The sequence below is a fragment of the Coprococcus sp. AF38-1 genome (assembly GCF_003603945.1).
Taxonomy (GTDB): Bacteria; Bacillota; Clostridia; order Lachnospirales; family Lachnospiraceae; genus Coprococcus; species Coprococcus aceti.
The window spans coordinates 157,420-172,597 of the sequence record NZ_QVGO01000007.1 but is presented as its reverse complement, the minus strand read 5'-3'; the positions used below and the strand labels follow the sequence as shown (position 1 = coordinate 172,597).

The window sequence follows — 15,178 nt, the reverse complement described above, 5'->3', positions numbered from 1 at the left end:
ATATGGGTGATGAGCAGAGAAGTATAACATCATTAAAGACAACTGCAAAGGAGTGGGCGAGGAAAGTCGGTATCGATTCGGTCGACAGGCTGAACGAGATGATCGATTCAGGAAAGGGACTGGAGCTCATACTGGTATGCGAGGCTATGCAGAGTAACTGCATGTATGAGATAGCCAGAAAAGTCTCCGAACAGAAGCGCAGGATAATACTGATATCCGGGCCGAGCTCGGCGGGCAAGACAACACTTTCCCACAGACTCAGTATCCAGCTTCGTGCCATGGGACTCAGACCACATGCGATAGCTGCGGATAACTATTTTGTGAACCGTGAAGACAATCCGAAGGATGAGAATGGCAACTATGATTTCGAGTGCCTGGAGGCCATGGATCTTGAAACACTTAATAGGGATATGACAAGGCTGTTGGACGGTGAAGAGATAGAGCTTCCGGTTTTCAACTTCAAGACCGGAGTGAGGGAATATCATGGGGACCTTCTCAAAATAGGTGAAAATGATGTTATCATCATGGAAGGAATCCATTCGCTTAACCCGAAGATGACATACGGCCTGGCGGATGAAGACAAGTACAAGATATACATAAGTCCTCTTAATCAGTTGTACGTTGAAGGTGAGGACGGCGAGCCGGCAAAGGTTTCAACCATAGACAGCAGACTGCTCAGGAGAATAGTCAGAGACAGCAGGACCAGAGGGAACGATGTGGAGAAGACACTTTCCATGTGGAGCTCAGTCAGAAGGGGAGAGGAGAAATATATCTTCCCATATGAGAGCGAGGCTGATGAGATGTTTAACTCGGGACTGTTGTACGAATATACCGCCATACGGCGTGAGGCGAGACCATTGCTGCTCGGGGTAGATGAGACTTCAGAGCATTACCAGGATGCGGCGAGACTTCTGCGTCTGATAGATATGTTCCACGATATAGACACGGAATACATACCTGCCAATTCCATACTCAGAGAATTTATAGGTGGCGGATGCTTCAGGATATGATGAAGGTTCACACAAGGATATAGAATAACCAATAAGAATAACCAGTAGCATAAAAAATACGGCACAGAGGCAAATCAAATGTCTCCGTGCCGTATTTTTTGTTCAAAATATAAGAAAAATACTATGAAAGGGAATGAGTTGGACTGTAAGCCGGGTTATGTCGAGAGTGATCATCTATCTAGGATTTATGTTACCATAAAACTCAAGCAACCTACCTGGAATGCAGCGGGCAACTGTATCATTCCACAAGCTCCTTTGCAGAAGCTATATTTGGTCTTGCTTCGGATGGGGTTTACAGAGCCTGTCATGTTACCATGGCAGCGGTGAGCTCTTACCTCGCCTTTCCACCCTTACCATACGAATATGGCGGTATATTTCTGTTGCACTGGCCTGGGAGTCGCCTCCACCGGACGTTATCCGGCATCCTGCCCTGTGAAGCCCGGACTTTCCTCACCTGCAAAAATGCAGCCGCGATCACTTATCCAACTCATATAATCTTATAACAAATCACCGGCAAAAAGTAAAGTGAAAATAATCAAAAAACAACGAATGTAGTTTTTAAAACTACTTAACACAGTTAAGAATGCTTGATGTGGATTGAGATTCATGATATAATCTATAGCAAAGACGAGCAGACTAATATATGACTTCAGGCATATGGCGCACACAGCGCTGGAAAGGACTAACAATGGAAGATGTATATTTAACTAATAGAGATTATGTGAAGATAAAGAATCTGAATCTGGTGAGCTACGGTGGCAATCAGAACTGGTCAAAGTCAAAGAAGATGCAGAAGGTCGGATGTGGTGTTATAGCCATGGCAGACCTCACGATGTATCTTGCTGAGCAGAATCCGAATATGATGACCGATGCCATCCGAAAGATCAACAAGCCAAAAGGCTTATACAACAAGCATGACTATCTTGAGTATGTGAGATTTTTCTATGTGCACTACGTGATACTTCTCATGCACAAGGGTATGCTGGGAATAGCACTCAAGCATACGATGAACAGATATTTCATGCTGAACGACATAGGGCTCAAGGCAAAGTGGAAGATGATGCAGTCCGATGAATCGATGCTGAGAGATATAAGACATCTCATAAGAAAGAATAAGCCGGTCATACTGGCCATAGGACCTAACAGATACAATCCATTTGGCAAGAAGGGTATCAGCCTTTATGTGGACAAGGACGGTGAGCTGAAGAGCTCCATCAGGGAGAATGTCCACTCACATTATGTGACTGTTACAGGAGTGTGCACCATAAAAGGAAGAGAATATCTTGTTGTATCTTCATGGGGAAAGAAGTATTATATAGACTATAAGGAATACAGGAATTACGTGAATAACGTCGGTGACAAGTTCACGAGCGGGATATTATATATCCAGGGATTATTATAAGATTTTACACCAGGAGGACATTGTATGAACGCAGTAGAATGTATCAAGACCAGAAGAAGTGTGAGAAAGTTTACAGATGAGATGGTGAGTGTTGACACAGTCAGAGAGATTGTTGAGCTGGCGTCATATGCGCCATCATGGAAGAATACACAGGTTATCAGATATACACTTGTGGAGGATCCGGAGATCATAGCTAAGATAGCTGCAGAGGGCGTTATGGATTTCCCTCTCAACCAGAAGACAGTCAGCAGAGCGAAGCAGCTCATGATAGTCACCAAGAAGGACGGAATATGTGGCTATGAGAAGTCAGGAGAGTTCAGCACAAGCAAGGGCAGCGAGTGGGAGATGTTCGATGCCGGTATAGCAACCCAGACATTCTGTCTTGCCGCTCATGATAAGGGCGTTGGAACAGTCATACTCGGAATATTTGACGATGCAAAGGTAGGAGAGATAGTTGGTATTCCTGATGGACAGACTGTTGCCGCAGTTGTGGCTATGGGTTATCCTGCATTTGCACCGGAGATGCCGCCTAGAAAGTCAGTGGACGACCTTCTCACAGTGAAGTAGATCACAGAACGGTACAATTACATATAAAAAGAAATTGATGTAAGCTGCACTTTAGTATACACTAAGTGCAGCTTTTTTTAATAAGGAGGCAACATGGCAGACAGGATTTCTTCAAAGGCTGATGTTCTTAAGAGCCTGTATGGAAAATTGAAGTATTCGAGAGTGGAAAAGCTGAAGATAGTAACCGGAGCTGAGCTTGATGCCGATCCGTATGGACTTGCGGCGGAGATAGCAGAAGAATTTGCCGGAGGGTATATCGTGGTCAGAAGCTCGTCCTCAAATGAAGACGGACTCAACACTTCGAATGCCGGTCACTATGAGAGTATTCTGGGAGTGGACCCTTCAGACGGAGAGGCGGTAGTAAGGGCAGTCAGGGAAGTGCTGGATTCATATAAATGTGATCTGGACGATGTGTCCGGCGAACAGGTTCTCATACAGAGACAGATCACGAATATCAGCTACAGCGGCGTTATATTTTCAAGGGAGATCAAGAAGGACAGGCCATATTATACGATAACCTACGATGATTCATCCACAGACGCGGTTACAAGCGGAAGGGGAGGAAAGACGGTATACATAATCAGGAATGTGGACTGTGATGAGCTGCCGGCGAACTGGGCTGCGCTCATCAGATCCATGCGTGAGCTGGAGGAGATGCACCCTGAATATCCACTGGATGTGGAGTTCGCAATATATGAGGACAATACAGTCACGATATTTCAGATGAGACCTCTTGCAGCCAGCATCAATGGTGTTCACTCCGATGTCGATGACGAAGAGGTGTTCAGGACTGTTTTGGAGGCTGAGGATACATACAGGGAGATCAGCAGCCTGGTTGGGGACAGGAACACCATATTGTCGGATATGGCATTCTGGAATCCTGCGGAGATCATAGGTGAAAATCCCCATCCGCTTGACTATTCCCTGTACAGGGAGATCATCACGTCTGCGGCATGGAATCAGGGACTCAGCTACATTGGTTACAGAGAGGTGGATGGAGACCTCATGTATAAGCTTGGCAACAAGCCGTACATATCTCTTAAGAAGTCGTTCCTGGGGCTGATGCCGGATGAACTGGATGACAGGCTGGAGGCGAAGCTTCTGAAGTATTACGATAAGAAGCTTATAGATGATCCGACCGCCCATGACAAGATAGAATTTGAGATAGCATTTTCCGAATATGACTTCTCGACGGAGGACAAGCTGGGGGCACTGACGGAAGCCGGGTTCACCAGGGAGGAGATTGAGGACCTCTCGGATTCGCTGTTCAATCTGACAAACAATGCGATATGCAATTTCAATAGAAACAGGATGAAGGATCTCAGGGCTCTTAACGGCCTTCGTGTCCACCGTGAGAATACGAGAAGCAACTGGCTTATGGCGCACAATGATGTGGTAACGCTGATACAGTATTTTGTACAGCTCATAGAGAGCATAAAGCATTACGGAACCCCGAAATTTGCGCGACAGGCGAGACTGGCATTCATATCGAAGGCGATTAGCAGATCCCTTGTGTACAGAGGATATTTTACGGACAAAGAGATAGACGATTTTATGATGTCGATATATACTGTTGCGTCGGAGTACGATTCTGACTTTCAGGATCTGGTGGACGGCAGGATAACAAGAGTTACATTTGATGAAAAATATGGACATCTGCGTTCAGGCACATACGACATAACCTGCGAGACATACGCCCAGCGCGAGTTCGACCTGTCCAAGGGAAGCGCTGCTGCGAGAAAGCAGAGGCAGACCATAGAGGAGCTTAAGCATAATCCTCTGGATTCGGTTAAGCTCATGGAGGCACTTGAGGATATAGGCTTTTATGTGGACCTCAGGGAATTTCTGGATTTCCTCAAGGATTCCATGGAGGAGAGGGAATTCTTCAAGTTCGAGTTCACCAAGACATTAAGCCTTGCCATAGACATACTTATAGATATAGGCGATAAACTTGGCATAAGCAAGGAAGACATGGCATATCTTGAGGTGCCGGATATTCAGCTTATGGTGAACAGACCTGCGGAATTCACAGGCGATATATGGAGAAAGAACATAGATCAGAACAAAAAGAAATTCCAGAGGGCGTCCATGCTTATACTGCCGGATGTCATATATGATCCGTTGCAGTTAAAATGCATAGAGATATGGGAGGCCAGACCTAACTTCATAACATCTGAATGCGTCACGGGTGACATTCTCCTGCTTGAAAATTATGAGAATGAGGATCACGAGGATGTGGCTGACGTTCAGGATAAGATAGTAGTTCTCCCGAAGGCGGATCCGGGATACGATTGGATATTTGCAAAGGGGATAAAAGGATTTATAACGAAATACGGCGGAGTTGCATCCCACATGGCGATAAGGTGTGCGGAGTTCAACATCCCGGCGGCAATAGGCTGCGGAGACTGCATATACAGTTTCGTGGAAAAACAGCAGACGGTGACGCTCGACTGTGCACACGGTAAGATAACAAAGGGGGTATAGGTTTTATGTTACATGCACTTATAACACAGCGGGAAGGACACAATATGTATGGAAAATATACGGACGTTCTCGAGGCTGCTTATGTGGAGTTCTATGAGAGCCTTGGAATAAGACTCAGACCGGTATCCAACTTTACAAAAAACTTTGATGAGATAGTGGATGAACAGTTTGATCTCCTGATAGTGACAGGGGGCGGAACGCTCCATCCGAGACATTATGTGGAGCCGCACAATGCAGAGCTGCAGCCGCACCGTGATGCGCTAGAGGAGCAGCTCATAATGTACTGTGTCCAGAATGAGATCCCAGTGATAGGCGTGTGCAGGGGAATGCAGCACATAAATGCGCTGTTTGGCGGTAAGATAAGTTATTCCGCGCGCTTTAAGGTGCCAAGACCCAGAGGCACAGACCACATGGCAAGGATAGTCAAGACGGACAGATATATCAAGGTAAACAACTTCCACAGCGACTGTGTCTATCTGGAAAATCTGTCGACGATGTTCTATCCGATAGTGGTCGATGAGGAGAATGAATCTGTCGAGGCATTTGTATCACCGACGATGAGCATACTTGCCTTCCAGTGGCATCCTGAGCGTATATTTGAGAGCGAGGAAGGACGGCTTTTTACAAGACATCTTATACAGGATTTCCTTGGGCTTCCGAGAGATGATGTGAAACCGGCGATAGATTAACGTTGAAATGCCATATGAAAGATGCTAAAATAAACTAGCGTATACTTATGAGATAGAAAAGTTGCGATGGAGGCACTATTATGGAGAACGGAAAAGCTAAACAGCTTTTAGATAGAATACAGGATATAGTTGGAGATGGACAGAACGTTCCATTTGCAGCAGGTAAGGTACTGGTCAACAAGGAAGAGGTTCTTGAGATCGTTGAGGAGCTCAAGACTACTATAGATCTGGAACTCAAGGCATATCATGAGATCACAGACAAGAGAAGCAAGATCATCAAGGAGGCAGAGCAGGAGGCCGATGAGATCATCGCGGAGGCCGAGGAGACTGCATCCAGGATCAGGCTTACAAAGCCAAGCCCGCTCTTTGTGGACCGCAAGGTCAAGAGCCTTGGCAAGCAGGACAGGCAGGCGCTCAGAACGGCCAACGAGATATATGCGGCATCTATCATTTATACAAATGAGATGCTGATGGAGATCAACGAGACCGTGAACCAGGCATATAATATGATAAGCATGGAGAGCGACAGAGTCCTTGATTCTCTGAGAAAGAAATCTGAGATCATTGAGAACAACAAGAAGGAGCTCATGGAAGGTCTCATGGATATGAAGAAGCAGGAGCGCTATGCCGATATACTGGAGATCAGCCAGCTTCTGGCGAATGAGCTGTATTACGAGAAGAACAAAGCCAAGGATGAGGAGCACAAGGATAAGAACGGTGAGCCGGAGATGGTTCAGTGGGAGTTCGATTTTGAAGATAAGAAGGAGCCTGAACCGATCCGGGTGAAGGCATCTAGGGAACCGGTCAAGAGTGTCCAGAGGGAGACTGATGATGCGGATTCTTCGATACATGTCATAAAAGACAGTGATCATGACGATAAGATGAGACGCTTTGGAGACAGAACACCGGTGAGACTTGAGGAGTCGATAACGGATGCGAGTGCCAAGGGAAGCGACTCAGACAAGAACGGCAGACCTGATTTCAGAATAGGCGGACGTATATCCGATGCCTATGATGACGTGGATGACGGAGTCGTATAAAAGTTTCGTGCAACATGCAGGGGACGCGCTAGTTTTGAATATTAAAGCCTGATAAGTTGGCGGCTGATACTTTACAGGGGGTAACGTGTCGAATAGCACATTATATGATGCAGCAACACAGCATGCATGGCATTGCGCCGGAGCATGGGAGATCATATAATGGTGGTGTCGTCGACAGGAGGCAACATTTAATATTATATACAAATAAATCAACCTAAAACGCGGAGGTAAAAAGTTATGGGAATTTTAAAGAGATTTAAGGACATTATGTCATCAAACATCAATGCACTTCTTGACAAGGCAGAGGATCCTGAGAAGATGATAGATCAGTACCTCAGAGACCTTCAGGAGGATCTCAGAAAGGTTAAGTCAGAGACTGCAACTGTTATGGCAGAGGAGCAGAGATGCAAGAGACAGCTTGATGAGTGTGACGCAGAGATCGCAAAGATGCAGACATATGCAGAGAAGGCACTTGTAGCAGGTAACGAGGGCGATGCAATGAAGTTCCTCGAGAAGAAGAACCAGCTCACGCAGAAGCAGGTAGCTCTTCAGCAGGCATATGATGCAGCAGCAGCTAACGCAGCCAAGATGAGACAGATGCATGACAAGCTCACAAAGGATGTCAGCGATCTCAATGCAAGAAAAGAGACTATCAAGGCAAAGGTTCAGGTTGCTAAGACTCAGGAGCGTATGAACAAGATGATGAGCGGTATCGGCGATTCATCAGCTTCACTTGATGCATTTTCAAGAATGGAAGCAAAGGCAGACGCTATGCTTGACAAGGCAAATGCAATGAGCGAGCTCAATTCATCAAGCGCAGATTCAATAGATGATCTTGCAAGCAAGTATGATGCAGCTCCAAATGCAGACGTTCAGGATGAGCTTGCAGCACTTAAGGCAAAGATGGGATTATAATATTCCAAACATATTGCAGAACAGAGAGGAGTGCACTACATGGGTTTATTTTCAAATCAGTTTGCTAATGTTGTAGAATGGGAAGAGTACAGAGATGACGTCATCTTCTGGAAGTGGACAAATAGAGAGATCAAGAAGGATTCAAAGCTTATAATCAAACCGGGACAGGATGCTATATTCCTTTATAACGGAGCGGTTGAAGGTATATTTACCGAGTCTGGAAACTACACTATTGATTCACAGATCATACCATTCCTTTCAACACTCAAGGGATTTAAGTTCGGATTCAATTCAGGACTTCGCGCAGAGGTTCTGTTTGTGAATACAAAAGAGTTTACATGTAACTGGGGAACCAGTTCACCGATCAGACTTCAGGCACCGGGACTTCCGGGCGGACTTCCTGTGAGATCAAATGGTAAATTCTCATTCAAGATAGACGATTATAATGTTCTAATAGAGAAGGTTGCAGGTATAAAGCAGCAGTTCACAGTCGATGACATAAGAGACAGGATAAGGGGTATCCTGGACGGACTGCTGATGAAGTGGATCACAAAGGTTGGCGGAGACGTATTCAATCTTATGGCCAATTCCGTTGATATAGCTAAGGGTATCAAGGAAGATCTGGACATGGAACTCTTGGGAATCGGACTTACGATAACTGATTTCAGAATAAGCGAGTTTACATATCCTGAGAATATACAGAAGCGTGCTGATCAGGCTGCTGAGTATTCTATGATAGGGGATATGAACAGATTCCAGCAGGTGAATATGGTTGATTCAATGGCAAGGGGTGGCCGTACAGGAACAGCCGGAAGCAATGCAACGGATATGGCAAATGCCATGGTAGGAATGCAGATGGGAATGGCTATGGCAGGTCAGATGGCCGGAGCTATGAACCAGATGAACAATGCAGCAACACAGGCAGCAGGAACCGGAACAGCTCCAAAGTTCTGTCCTAACTGTGGACAGCCAACTAACGGTGCGAAGTTCTGTGGCAACTGTGGAACGAAGCTGATCTAAAGACAAATACATTATAATTGAATAATGATATTTTCAAATAAACGCTGTTATGATATACTAGGCAGATGGAATAAAACATATGTTTGGTATATATAACGGCGTTTTTTACGTCACAGGATACAGGAGGAATTATGGCAGGACTTAACGATATGCAGGAACAGGCCTGTGAGCATGTGGATGGGCCACTGCTCATACTTGCGGGAGCAGGAAGCGGAAAGACCAGGGTTATCACACACAGGGTAGCCTATCTAATGGAGCACGAAGGAGTTAATCCTCTGAACATACTGGCGATCACATTCACCAACAAGGCGGCCCGTGAGATGCGAGAGAGAGTTGATCTGATAGTTGGGGACGGAGCTGACAGGGTATGGGTCAGCACATTTCATTCGCTGTGTGTGAGGATACTCAGAAGATATGCTGATAAGATCGGCTATGGCAAGAACTTTGATATATATGATTCGGATGACCAGAAGAGTACGGTGAAGAGTATACTCAAGGATTTTCAGATAGACCCGAAGAGGTATCCCGAGAAGATGTTCATGGCGGAGATATCCAAGGCCAAGGAGAAGTATCTGTCACCTGATGAATTTGCAAAAAAGAATGCTGCAGACTATGCAGGAACAAAGGCTGCAGAGGTGTACACTGAGTATCAGAGTCGTCTTAAGAAGAACAATGCGATGGACTTTGACGATCTTATTTACAAGACGGTGGAGCTGTTCGAGCACAATCCTGATGTCCTTGATACATATCAGAATAGATTCAGATATATCATGGTTGACGAGTATCAGGATACTAATCACATACAGTTCCTGCTGGTCAAGATGCTTGCGAGAAAATACAGGAACCTGTGTGTGGTGGGAGACGATGATCAGTCCATATACAAGTTCAGAGGAGCGAATATAACCAATATCCTGAACTTTGAGAAGGAATATGAGGATGCGAAGGTTATCAAGCTGGAACAGAACTATAGATCCTGTGGCAATATACTTGCCGCAGCGAATGCAGTCATACAGCACAATGCAGGCCGTAAGGATAAGGCTCTGTGGACGGATAAGGATGCCGGTGAGAAGATCTCGTTTGAGCAGTGCGATTCGGAATATGCAGAGGGAGATATGGTGGCGAGCCGTATCAAGACTCTTGTCAGACAGGGAGTGGACTACAGGGATATAGCTATCCTCTACAGGACGAATGCACAGTCCCGTGTGCTCGGAGAGAAGATGGTGTATGCGAACATACCATACAGAGTATATGGCGGCACAAACTTCTATGCCCGAAAGGAGATCAAGGATGTTCTGGCATATCTCAAGGTCATCAACAATTCCACTGACAACCTGTACTTCAGGAGAGTGGTAAATGTTCCGAAGAGAGGTATAGGCGAGGCGATTCTCAGCAAGGTTGAGTCATTTGCGGATGCGTATGGATTGTCGATGATGGATGCTGCGGCGAGAGCTGACGAGATACCGGGAATGGCTGCCAAGACCTCGGCCAAGATCAGGCAGTTTGCGGAGCTTATCACATCATTCAGGGATATGCTGGCGGATGGTGAGAGCCTTGACTCGGTGTACGACAGGATCCTTGAGGATACGGGTTATGAGTCAGAGCTCATAGCAGAGCACACAGAGGAGGCCATGACTAGGCTTGAGAATATCGATGAACTCCGCAACAAGGTGGTGGAATTCACAGAGGATAATGAGGAGGCAGGGCTCAGCGAGTTCCTGGAGGAGATAGCGCTTGTGTCTGACCTCGATGCCATGTCGGAGGATGACAATCAGGTCAAGCTGATGACTCTCCACAGTGCCAAGGGTCTGGAGTTCCCATATGTATTTATATGCGGAATGGAGGACAGAGTATTTCCTAGTGGAATGGCACTCAACTCAGATGATCCCGATGCTCTTGAGGAGGAGAGACGTCTGTGTTACGTGGGTATAACCAGAGCCATGAAAAAGCTGTACCTGAGTGCGGCGAAGGAACGAATGATGCATGGTAACAGGGTGTACAGCGATGTGTCCAGATTCATAAGAGAGATCCCACCTATGCTGTTTGAGCATGAAGCTGATATGAAGAATATGGCAAAGCGAAGAGAGTCGGAGTCTGTCGACAGATATAACAGAGGTGAAGGACGCAGAGATGCGTATGGAAGTTCATATGGTGATACATATGCCGGCTATGGCGGTGGAAGAACCGCTGGAGCAGCCTCAGGCAGAAGCTATGGACAGAAGAATCCATACAGCAGCTATGCAAAACAGCAGTCATACGGGCAGCCGTCTTCCCAGCCTTTGTTCGGCAAAGCCTTTGTGGTAAACAGTGTTGGCAAGCCTGATTATGCTGTTGGAGACAGAGTCAGACATATTAAGTTTGGTCCGGGTACTGTGGAGGCTTTGGAGAAGGGCGATAAGGATTACGAGGTTACAGTGAATTTCGACAGATGCGGTGTCAGGAAGATGTTTGCTTCGTTTGCAAAGCTCAAAAAATGCGAGTAGTCAATTAAACCGCATGTTAGATTTATTTATAAAATACATATAGAAATAATCAAAACCGTATGCTATAATTTTGGTATGTGTTGGGAGATAATAACTGTATGTTTCTTCTCTCAAATCAATATAATATAATGAAACCCGTTACAGGGTTAAGAAAGGGTGGAATGTAACGATGAAGAGTAGTGACGTAATCTTAGTTAAAGGCGATGCAACAGAAGAGAAGGCAAAGAGCACATTATTTGTGATCTTGGTTATCATTGGTGCCGTTGCTGCTATTGCAGGTATTGCATATGCAGTATATTCATATCTTACACCAGACTTCCTTGATGATTTTGATGATGACTTCGACGATGATTTCGACGATGACTTCTTCGATGATGAGGAAGATACAGATGAGGCAGAGCCAGCAGCAGAAGCAGCCGAGGCGGCAGACGCTGAGTAATTCGTACTGTATTATATAGAAGAATATGGTAGTATAAAGATACGCTCTATCCATTGAGGATAGAGCGTATTTTTTGCCATCTACTAAAAAAAATGGAAGATAGGACGAAACGTCATGATAAAAGGTATAAAAAATGCGGATAACAGGAATCGAACCTGCACCCCGAAGGACTAGATCCTAAGTCTAGCGCGTCTGCCAGTTCCGCCATATCCGCTTAATTCTCCGTAAAATAAAAATAGCCCCTCATACCAGAAGGGAAATAGTGAGCCATCGGGGACTCGAACCCCGGACAACTTGATTAAAAGTCAAGTGCTCTACCGCCTGAGCTAATGGCCCATAAGTCTGGACTTTAATAACTGGGCTAGCTGGATTCGAACCAGCGAATGCAGGAGTCAAAGTCCTGTGCCTTACCGCTTGGCGATAACCCAATAGCATCGCTAATATGTGCGATAAAGAAAAAGGGTGGATAGAGGGACTCGAACCCTCGGCCTCCAGAGCCACAATCTGGCGCGCTAGCCAACTGCGCCATACCCACCATAGGCTTATAAAATAATTGTTATTTTATAAAAATATATCTTAGCCTGCTAACAGTAGTAGTAGCTAAGATACAAAAATGTGCCCGAAGGGATTCGAACCCCCGACCCACGGCTTAGAAGGCCGTTGCTCTATCCAGCTGAGCTACGGACACGTACCAATTCCCGCTATATGTATATGTTAGCGAAAATAAAGAGCGGGTGATGGGAATCGAACCCACGTATCTAGCTTGGAAGGCTAGTGTTCTACCATTGAACTACACCCGCATAATGCTTAACAGTGTTTTGGATTATAAGTCGGGGTGACAGGATTCGAACCTGCGACCTCTTGATCCCAAATCAAGCGCTCTAGCCAAGCTGAGCCACACCCCGTTAGTCCTTTGCGACCAACGCAAAACCTATTATACACAAGTCGGTGATGTTTGTCAACAACTTTTTTAATTTTTTTTGAAAATCAGTTGCTGATGTGTTATATTGAATCAGACGTTATCGCCTATTCATCAAACCGACTTTTGCATTATATGCATTATAGGAGCGAAAGTCAATAGGTATTTTGAAAAAAATTGAAAATTGTGAGGATGTGTAGTAATGGATAATTTTATATTCAGCATAAATGCAACGATACCGATATTTCTGGTGATACTTCTGGGATGGTTTCTGATGAAGATACATATTATAACAGAAGAGTTCGCCAACGTGGCGAATAAATATGTGTTCAAGGTAGCCCTTCCGGTTCTGCTGTTCAGGGATATTGCGACGACCTCCATATTGGACGACCTCAATGTAAAGTTTGTTCTGTTCTGCTTCTTTGGAACGATCATAATGTTTGGGCTGGTATGGGTGTTGGCACTGATATACTGTAAGGACAGAACCATGATTGGTGCATTTGTGCAGGGGGGAGCAAGAGGAAGTGCTGCGGTTCTCGGCGTTGCATTTGTGGAGAATATCTGTGGCAACTCGGGCATGGCGCCTCTCATGATAGTGTCAGCGGTGCCGATGTACAATATTATATCTGTAATAGCTCTGACATTTGGCGGGAACGACAGACAGAGAGGAACAGCTGGTATCAAGAAAGCGTTCGTCAATATATTGAAGAATCCGATCATCATAGGAATATTGCTTGGAGTCCCATTCTCTGTATTTGACATACCGATATCAGCCATACCGACAAGGACTATCAGTTATATAGCACAGACGGCGACTCCTATAGCGCTCATAGCCATAGGTGCTGGATTTGATTCACAGCAGGCATTAACCAGGCTCAAGCCATCACTTGTGGCAACGGTCATAAAGCTTGTGATTCTTCCTGTCATATTCCTCCCTGTTGCCATAGGTATGGGATTTGGGCCGAGTGAGATTGTTGCTATACTTATAATGGTTGGAGCACCGGCTACGGTGTCGGGATACATCATGGCGAAGAATATGGACAATGATTATGTGCTGTCATCGAATATTATCGTTTTATCCACATTATTATCGTCAGTGACGTTGACTCTGTGGGTGTTTGTGTTAAAATGTTTGGGAGCAATCTAATTTTATTATACAGAGGTTTAATTAATGGATAATATTGACTACAAGATACTGAGATGCCTGAAGGACAATGCGAGACTTACAGCATCGGCCATCAGTGAGGAGATCAATCTCTCTGTCTCGGCTGTGATAGAGAGAATAAGGAAGATGGAGAGCAGCGGAGTAATAAAGGGTTATACCATTGAGGTTGACCAGAAAAAGCTGGGCAATGAGATGGTAGCCATCATGGAAGTGAGACTGAAGCATCCGAAATATTATGATGAATTTGCACAGCTTATACAGACAAATGACAGCATAGTCGCATGCTTCTATATGACAGGAGATTTTGACTTTATATTGAAGATAGTAACTGATTCCGCTGCAGGTCTGGACGAGGTGTATAGATTTGTGAAGGGATATGAGGGTGTGTCAGCAACTGAAACGCACTTTGTTCTCAAGACGCTCAAGGACGAAGTATCAGTTATACCGGAGGTAAAGGAGAAATGAACAACATAGTACTTACAGGCATGCCGGGAGCGGGCAAGAGCACTATAGGGGTTCTTCTGGCAAAGGTTCTCGGTTATAAGTTCATCGATGCAGATATTCTCATACAGAACAGTCAGGGAATGCTGCTCAGGGAGATCATAGCAAAGTATGGCGATGATGGGTTTTTAAAGATAGAGAATGATGTGAACAAGGGTATCACAGACCAACATGCAGTCATAGCCACAGGTGGAAGCGCTGTGTACTGTACTGAGGCCATGAAGAAATACATGGCGGAGGATACAGTTATATATATCAATCTTCCGTATGAGGAGATAGCGAACAGACTTGGCAATATCAAGAGAAGAGGCGTGGTGCTGAAGGATGGACAGACTCTGAAAGATTTGTATAATGAGAGGACAAAGCTTTATGAGAAGTACTGCCATATCAATATCAAAGCGGAAGGTCTTGGAATTGAGGAATTGCTGGACAGCGTTGCGGGCATGATAATTGTCAGAAGAGATCTGTAATACGTCATATGCCACATGATAGGGATAGAAAAGCTGCTTATATAGCTGAGGTGAAAATGTAGCATATTTACAATGGA

The 15,178-nt window shown here is 45.2% G+C and carries 13 protein-coding genes, 7 tRNA genes and 1 other RNA gene; 13 read left to right on the top strand and 8 right to left on the bottom strand.

Annotation, left to right across the window (positions count from 1 at the left end; all coding sequences use genetic code 11):
• Positions 1–2: 2 nt before the first annotated feature.
• Positions 3–1,010, top strand: a complete 1,008-nt coding sequence (locus tag DW025_RS11870) for a uridine kinase family protein (protein ID WP_055273287.1) — start codon at positions 3–5, stop codon at positions 1,008–1,010.
• A 130-nt stretch (positions 1,011–1,140) separates the two neighbouring features.
• On the opposite strand, the gene rnpB is transcribed toward DW025_RS11870, so the two are convergent.
• Positions 1,141–1,500, bottom strand: an RNA gene (gene rnpB, locus DW025_RS11865) — RNase P RNA component class A.
• A 198-nt stretch (positions 1,501–1,698) separates the two neighbouring features.
• Here rnpB and DW025_RS11860 point away from each other — a divergent pair.
• The 9 genes from DW025_RS11860 to DW025_RS11820 all read left to right on the top strand — a co-directional run bounded on the left by DW025_RS11860 (position 1,699) and on the right by DW025_RS11820 (position 12,046).
• The gene (locus DW025_RS11860) at positions 1,699–2,412 is read left to right on the top strand and encodes a hypothetical protein (RefSeq protein WP_055223258.1); all 714 of its coding nucleotides are present in this window, start codon (positions 1,699–1,701) and stop codon (positions 2,410–2,412) included.
• A gap of 24 nt (positions 2,413–2,436) precedes the next feature.
• Positions 2,437–2,979 (top strand): nitroreductase family protein, encoded by a 543-nt coding sequence (locus tag DW025_RS11855; protein ID WP_015533958.1) that lies wholly within the window; start codon positions 2,437–2,439, stop codon positions 2,977–2,979.
• A gap of 93 nt (positions 2,980–3,072) precedes the next feature.
• Complete coding sequence (locus tag DW025_RS11850) at positions 3,073–5,463, top strand: PEP-utilizing enzyme (protein WP_120000052.1); 2,391 nt, start codon at positions 3,073–3,075, stop codon at positions 5,461–5,463.
• 5 nt (positions 5,464–5,468) lie between these two features.
• Positions 5,469–6,152 carry a gamma-glutamyl-gamma-aminobutyrate hydrolase family protein gene (locus DW025_RS11845; protein WP_015533956.1) on the top strand — a complete coding sequence of 228 codons (684 nt, stop codon included), beginning with the start codon at positions 5,469–5,471 and terminating at the stop codon, positions 6,150–6,152.
• An 80-nt stretch (positions 6,153–6,232) separates the two neighbouring features.
• Positions 6,233–7,192 carry a hypothetical protein gene (locus DW025_RS11840; RefSeq protein WP_117549341.1) on the top strand — a complete coding sequence of 320 codons (960 nt, stop codon included), beginning with the start codon at positions 6,233–6,235 and terminating at the stop codon, positions 7,190–7,192.
• A gap of 237 nt (positions 7,193–7,429) precedes the next feature.
• On the top strand, positions 7,430–8,107 hold the full coding sequence (locus tag DW025_RS11835; RefSeq protein WP_015533954.1) for a PspA/IM30 family protein: 678 nt from the start codon (positions 7,430–7,432) through the stop codon (positions 8,105–8,107).
• A gap of 39 nt (positions 8,108–8,146) precedes the next feature.
• Positions 8,147–9,127, top strand: a complete 981-nt coding sequence (locus DW025_RS11830; protein ID WP_015533953.1) for an SPFH domain-containing protein — start codon at positions 8,147–8,149, stop codon at positions 9,125–9,127.
• A 131-nt stretch (positions 9,128–9,258) separates the two neighbouring features.
• Positions 9,259–11,607 carry a DNA helicase PcrA gene (gene pcrA, locus DW025_RS11825; RefSeq protein ID WP_120000050.1) on the top strand — a complete coding sequence of 783 codons (2,349 nt, stop codon included), beginning with the start codon at positions 9,259–9,261 and terminating at the stop codon, positions 11,605–11,607.
• 169 nt (positions 11,608–11,776) lie between these two features.
• Positions 11,777–12,046: a hypothetical protein gene (locus tag DW025_RS11820; RefSeq protein WP_015533951.1), complete on the top strand. Its 270-nt coding sequence runs from the start codon at positions 11,777–11,779 to the stop codon at positions 12,044–12,046.
• 134 nt (positions 12,047–12,180) lie between these two features.
• Here DW025_RS11820 and DW025_RS11815 read toward each other — a convergent pair.
• The 7 genes from DW025_RS11815 to DW025_RS11785 all read right to left on the bottom strand — a co-directional run bounded on the left by DW025_RS11815 (position 12,181) and on the right by DW025_RS11785 (position 12,951).
• Positions 12,181–12,260: transfer RNA gene (locus tag DW025_RS11815), tRNA-Leu, on the bottom strand.
• Between the two features lie 49 nt (positions 12,261–12,309).
• Positions 12,310–12,382, bottom strand: a tRNA-Lys gene (locus DW025_RS11810).
• A gap of 20 nt (positions 12,383–12,402) precedes the next feature.
• Positions 12,403–12,474: transfer RNA gene (locus DW025_RS11805), tRNA-Gln, on the bottom strand.
• 33 nt (positions 12,475–12,507) lie between these two features.
• Positions 12,508–12,581 (bottom strand) — tRNA-His (locus tag DW025_RS11800).
• Positions 12,582–12,660: 79 nt separating this feature from the next.
• Positions 12,661–12,734, bottom strand: a tRNA-Arg gene (locus tag DW025_RS11795).
• 41 nt (positions 12,735–12,775) lie between these two features.
• A tRNA-Gly gene (locus tag DW025_RS11790) sits at positions 12,776–12,846 on the bottom strand.
• A 30-nt stretch (positions 12,847–12,876) separates the two neighbouring features.
• A tRNA-Pro gene (locus DW025_RS11785) sits at positions 12,877–12,951 on the bottom strand.
• 216 nt (positions 12,952–13,167) lie between these two features.
• Here DW025_RS11785 and DW025_RS11780 point away from each other — a divergent pair.
• Genes DW025_RS11780 through DW025_RS11770 form a run of 3 tightly spaced genes read left to right on the top strand, consistent with a single transcriptional unit; the run spans position 13,168 to position 15,101 of the window.
• A complete protein-coding gene (locus DW025_RS11780; protein WP_120000048.1) occupies positions 13,168–14,112 on the top strand; it encodes an AEC family transporter in 945 nt (314 codons plus the stop codon).
• Positions 14,113–14,136: 24 nt separating this feature from the next.
• Positions 14,137–14,595: an Lrp/AsnC family transcriptional regulator gene (locus DW025_RS11775; RefSeq protein ID WP_022215931.1), complete on the top strand. Its 459-nt coding sequence runs from the start codon at positions 14,137–14,139 to the stop codon at positions 14,593–14,595.
• The gene (locus DW025_RS11770; RefSeq protein ID WP_055146992.1) at positions 14,592–15,101 is read left to right on the top strand and encodes a shikimate kinase; all 510 of its coding nucleotides are present in this window, start codon (positions 14,592–14,594) and stop codon (positions 15,099–15,101) included. Before DW025_RS11775 ends, DW025_RS11770 begins: the two co-directional genes overlap by 4 nt.
• The last annotated feature ends 77 nt before the right edge of the window (positions 15,102–15,178 follow it).

What these genes read in the sequence shown, in the direction of transcription:
- DW025_RS11845 (WP_015533956.1), top strand. Translation starts at nt 5,469, where the DNA reads ATGTTACATGCACTTATAACACAGCGGGAAGGACACAATATGTATGGA.
- pcrA (WP_120000050.1), top strand. Translation starts at nt 9,259, where the DNA reads ATGGCAGGACTTAACGATATGCAGGAACAGGCCTGTGAGCATGTGGAT.
- DW025_RS11835 (WP_015533954.1), top strand. Translation starts at nt 7,430, where the DNA reads ATGGGAATTTTAAAGAGATTTAAGGACATTATGTCATCAAACATCAAT.
- DW025_RS11840 (WP_117549341.1), top strand. Translation starts at nt 6,233, where the DNA reads ATGGAGAACGGAAAAGCTAAACAGCTTTTAGATAGAATACAGGATATA.
- DW025_RS11830 (WP_015533953.1), top strand. Translation starts at nt 8,147, where the DNA reads ATGGGTTTATTTTCAAATCAGTTTGCTAATGTTGTAGAATGGGAAGAG.
- DW025_RS11870 (WP_055273287.1), top strand. Translation starts at nt 3, where the DNA reads ATGGGTGATGAGCAGAGAAGTATAACATCATTAAAGACAACTGCAAAG.
- DW025_RS11850 (WP_120000052.1), top strand. Translation starts at nt 3,073, where the DNA reads ATGGCAGACAGGATTTCTTCAAAGGCTGATGTTCTTAAGAGCCTGTAT.
- DW025_RS11855 (WP_015533958.1), top strand. Translation starts at nt 2,437, where the DNA reads ATGAACGCAGTAGAATGTATCAAGACCAGAAGAAGTGTGAGAAAGTTT.
- DW025_RS11860 (WP_055223258.1), top strand. Translation starts at nt 1,699, where the DNA reads ATGGAAGATGTATATTTAACTAATAGAGATTATGTGAAGATAAAGAAT.
- DW025_RS11775 (WP_022215931.1), top strand. Translation starts at nt 14,137, where the DNA reads ATGGATAATATTGACTACAAGATACTGAGATGCCTGAAGGACAATGCG.
- DW025_RS11780 (WP_120000048.1), top strand. Translation starts at nt 13,168, where the DNA reads ATGGATAATTTTATATTCAGCATAAATGCAACGATACCGATATTTCTG.
- DW025_RS11770 (WP_055146992.1), top strand. Translation starts at nt 14,592, where the DNA reads ATGAACAACATAGTACTTACAGGCATGCCGGGAGCGGGCAAGAGCACT.
- DW025_RS11820 (WP_015533951.1), top strand. Translation starts at nt 11,777, where the DNA reads ATGAAGAGTAGTGACGTAATCTTAGTTAAAGGCGATGCAACAGAAGAG.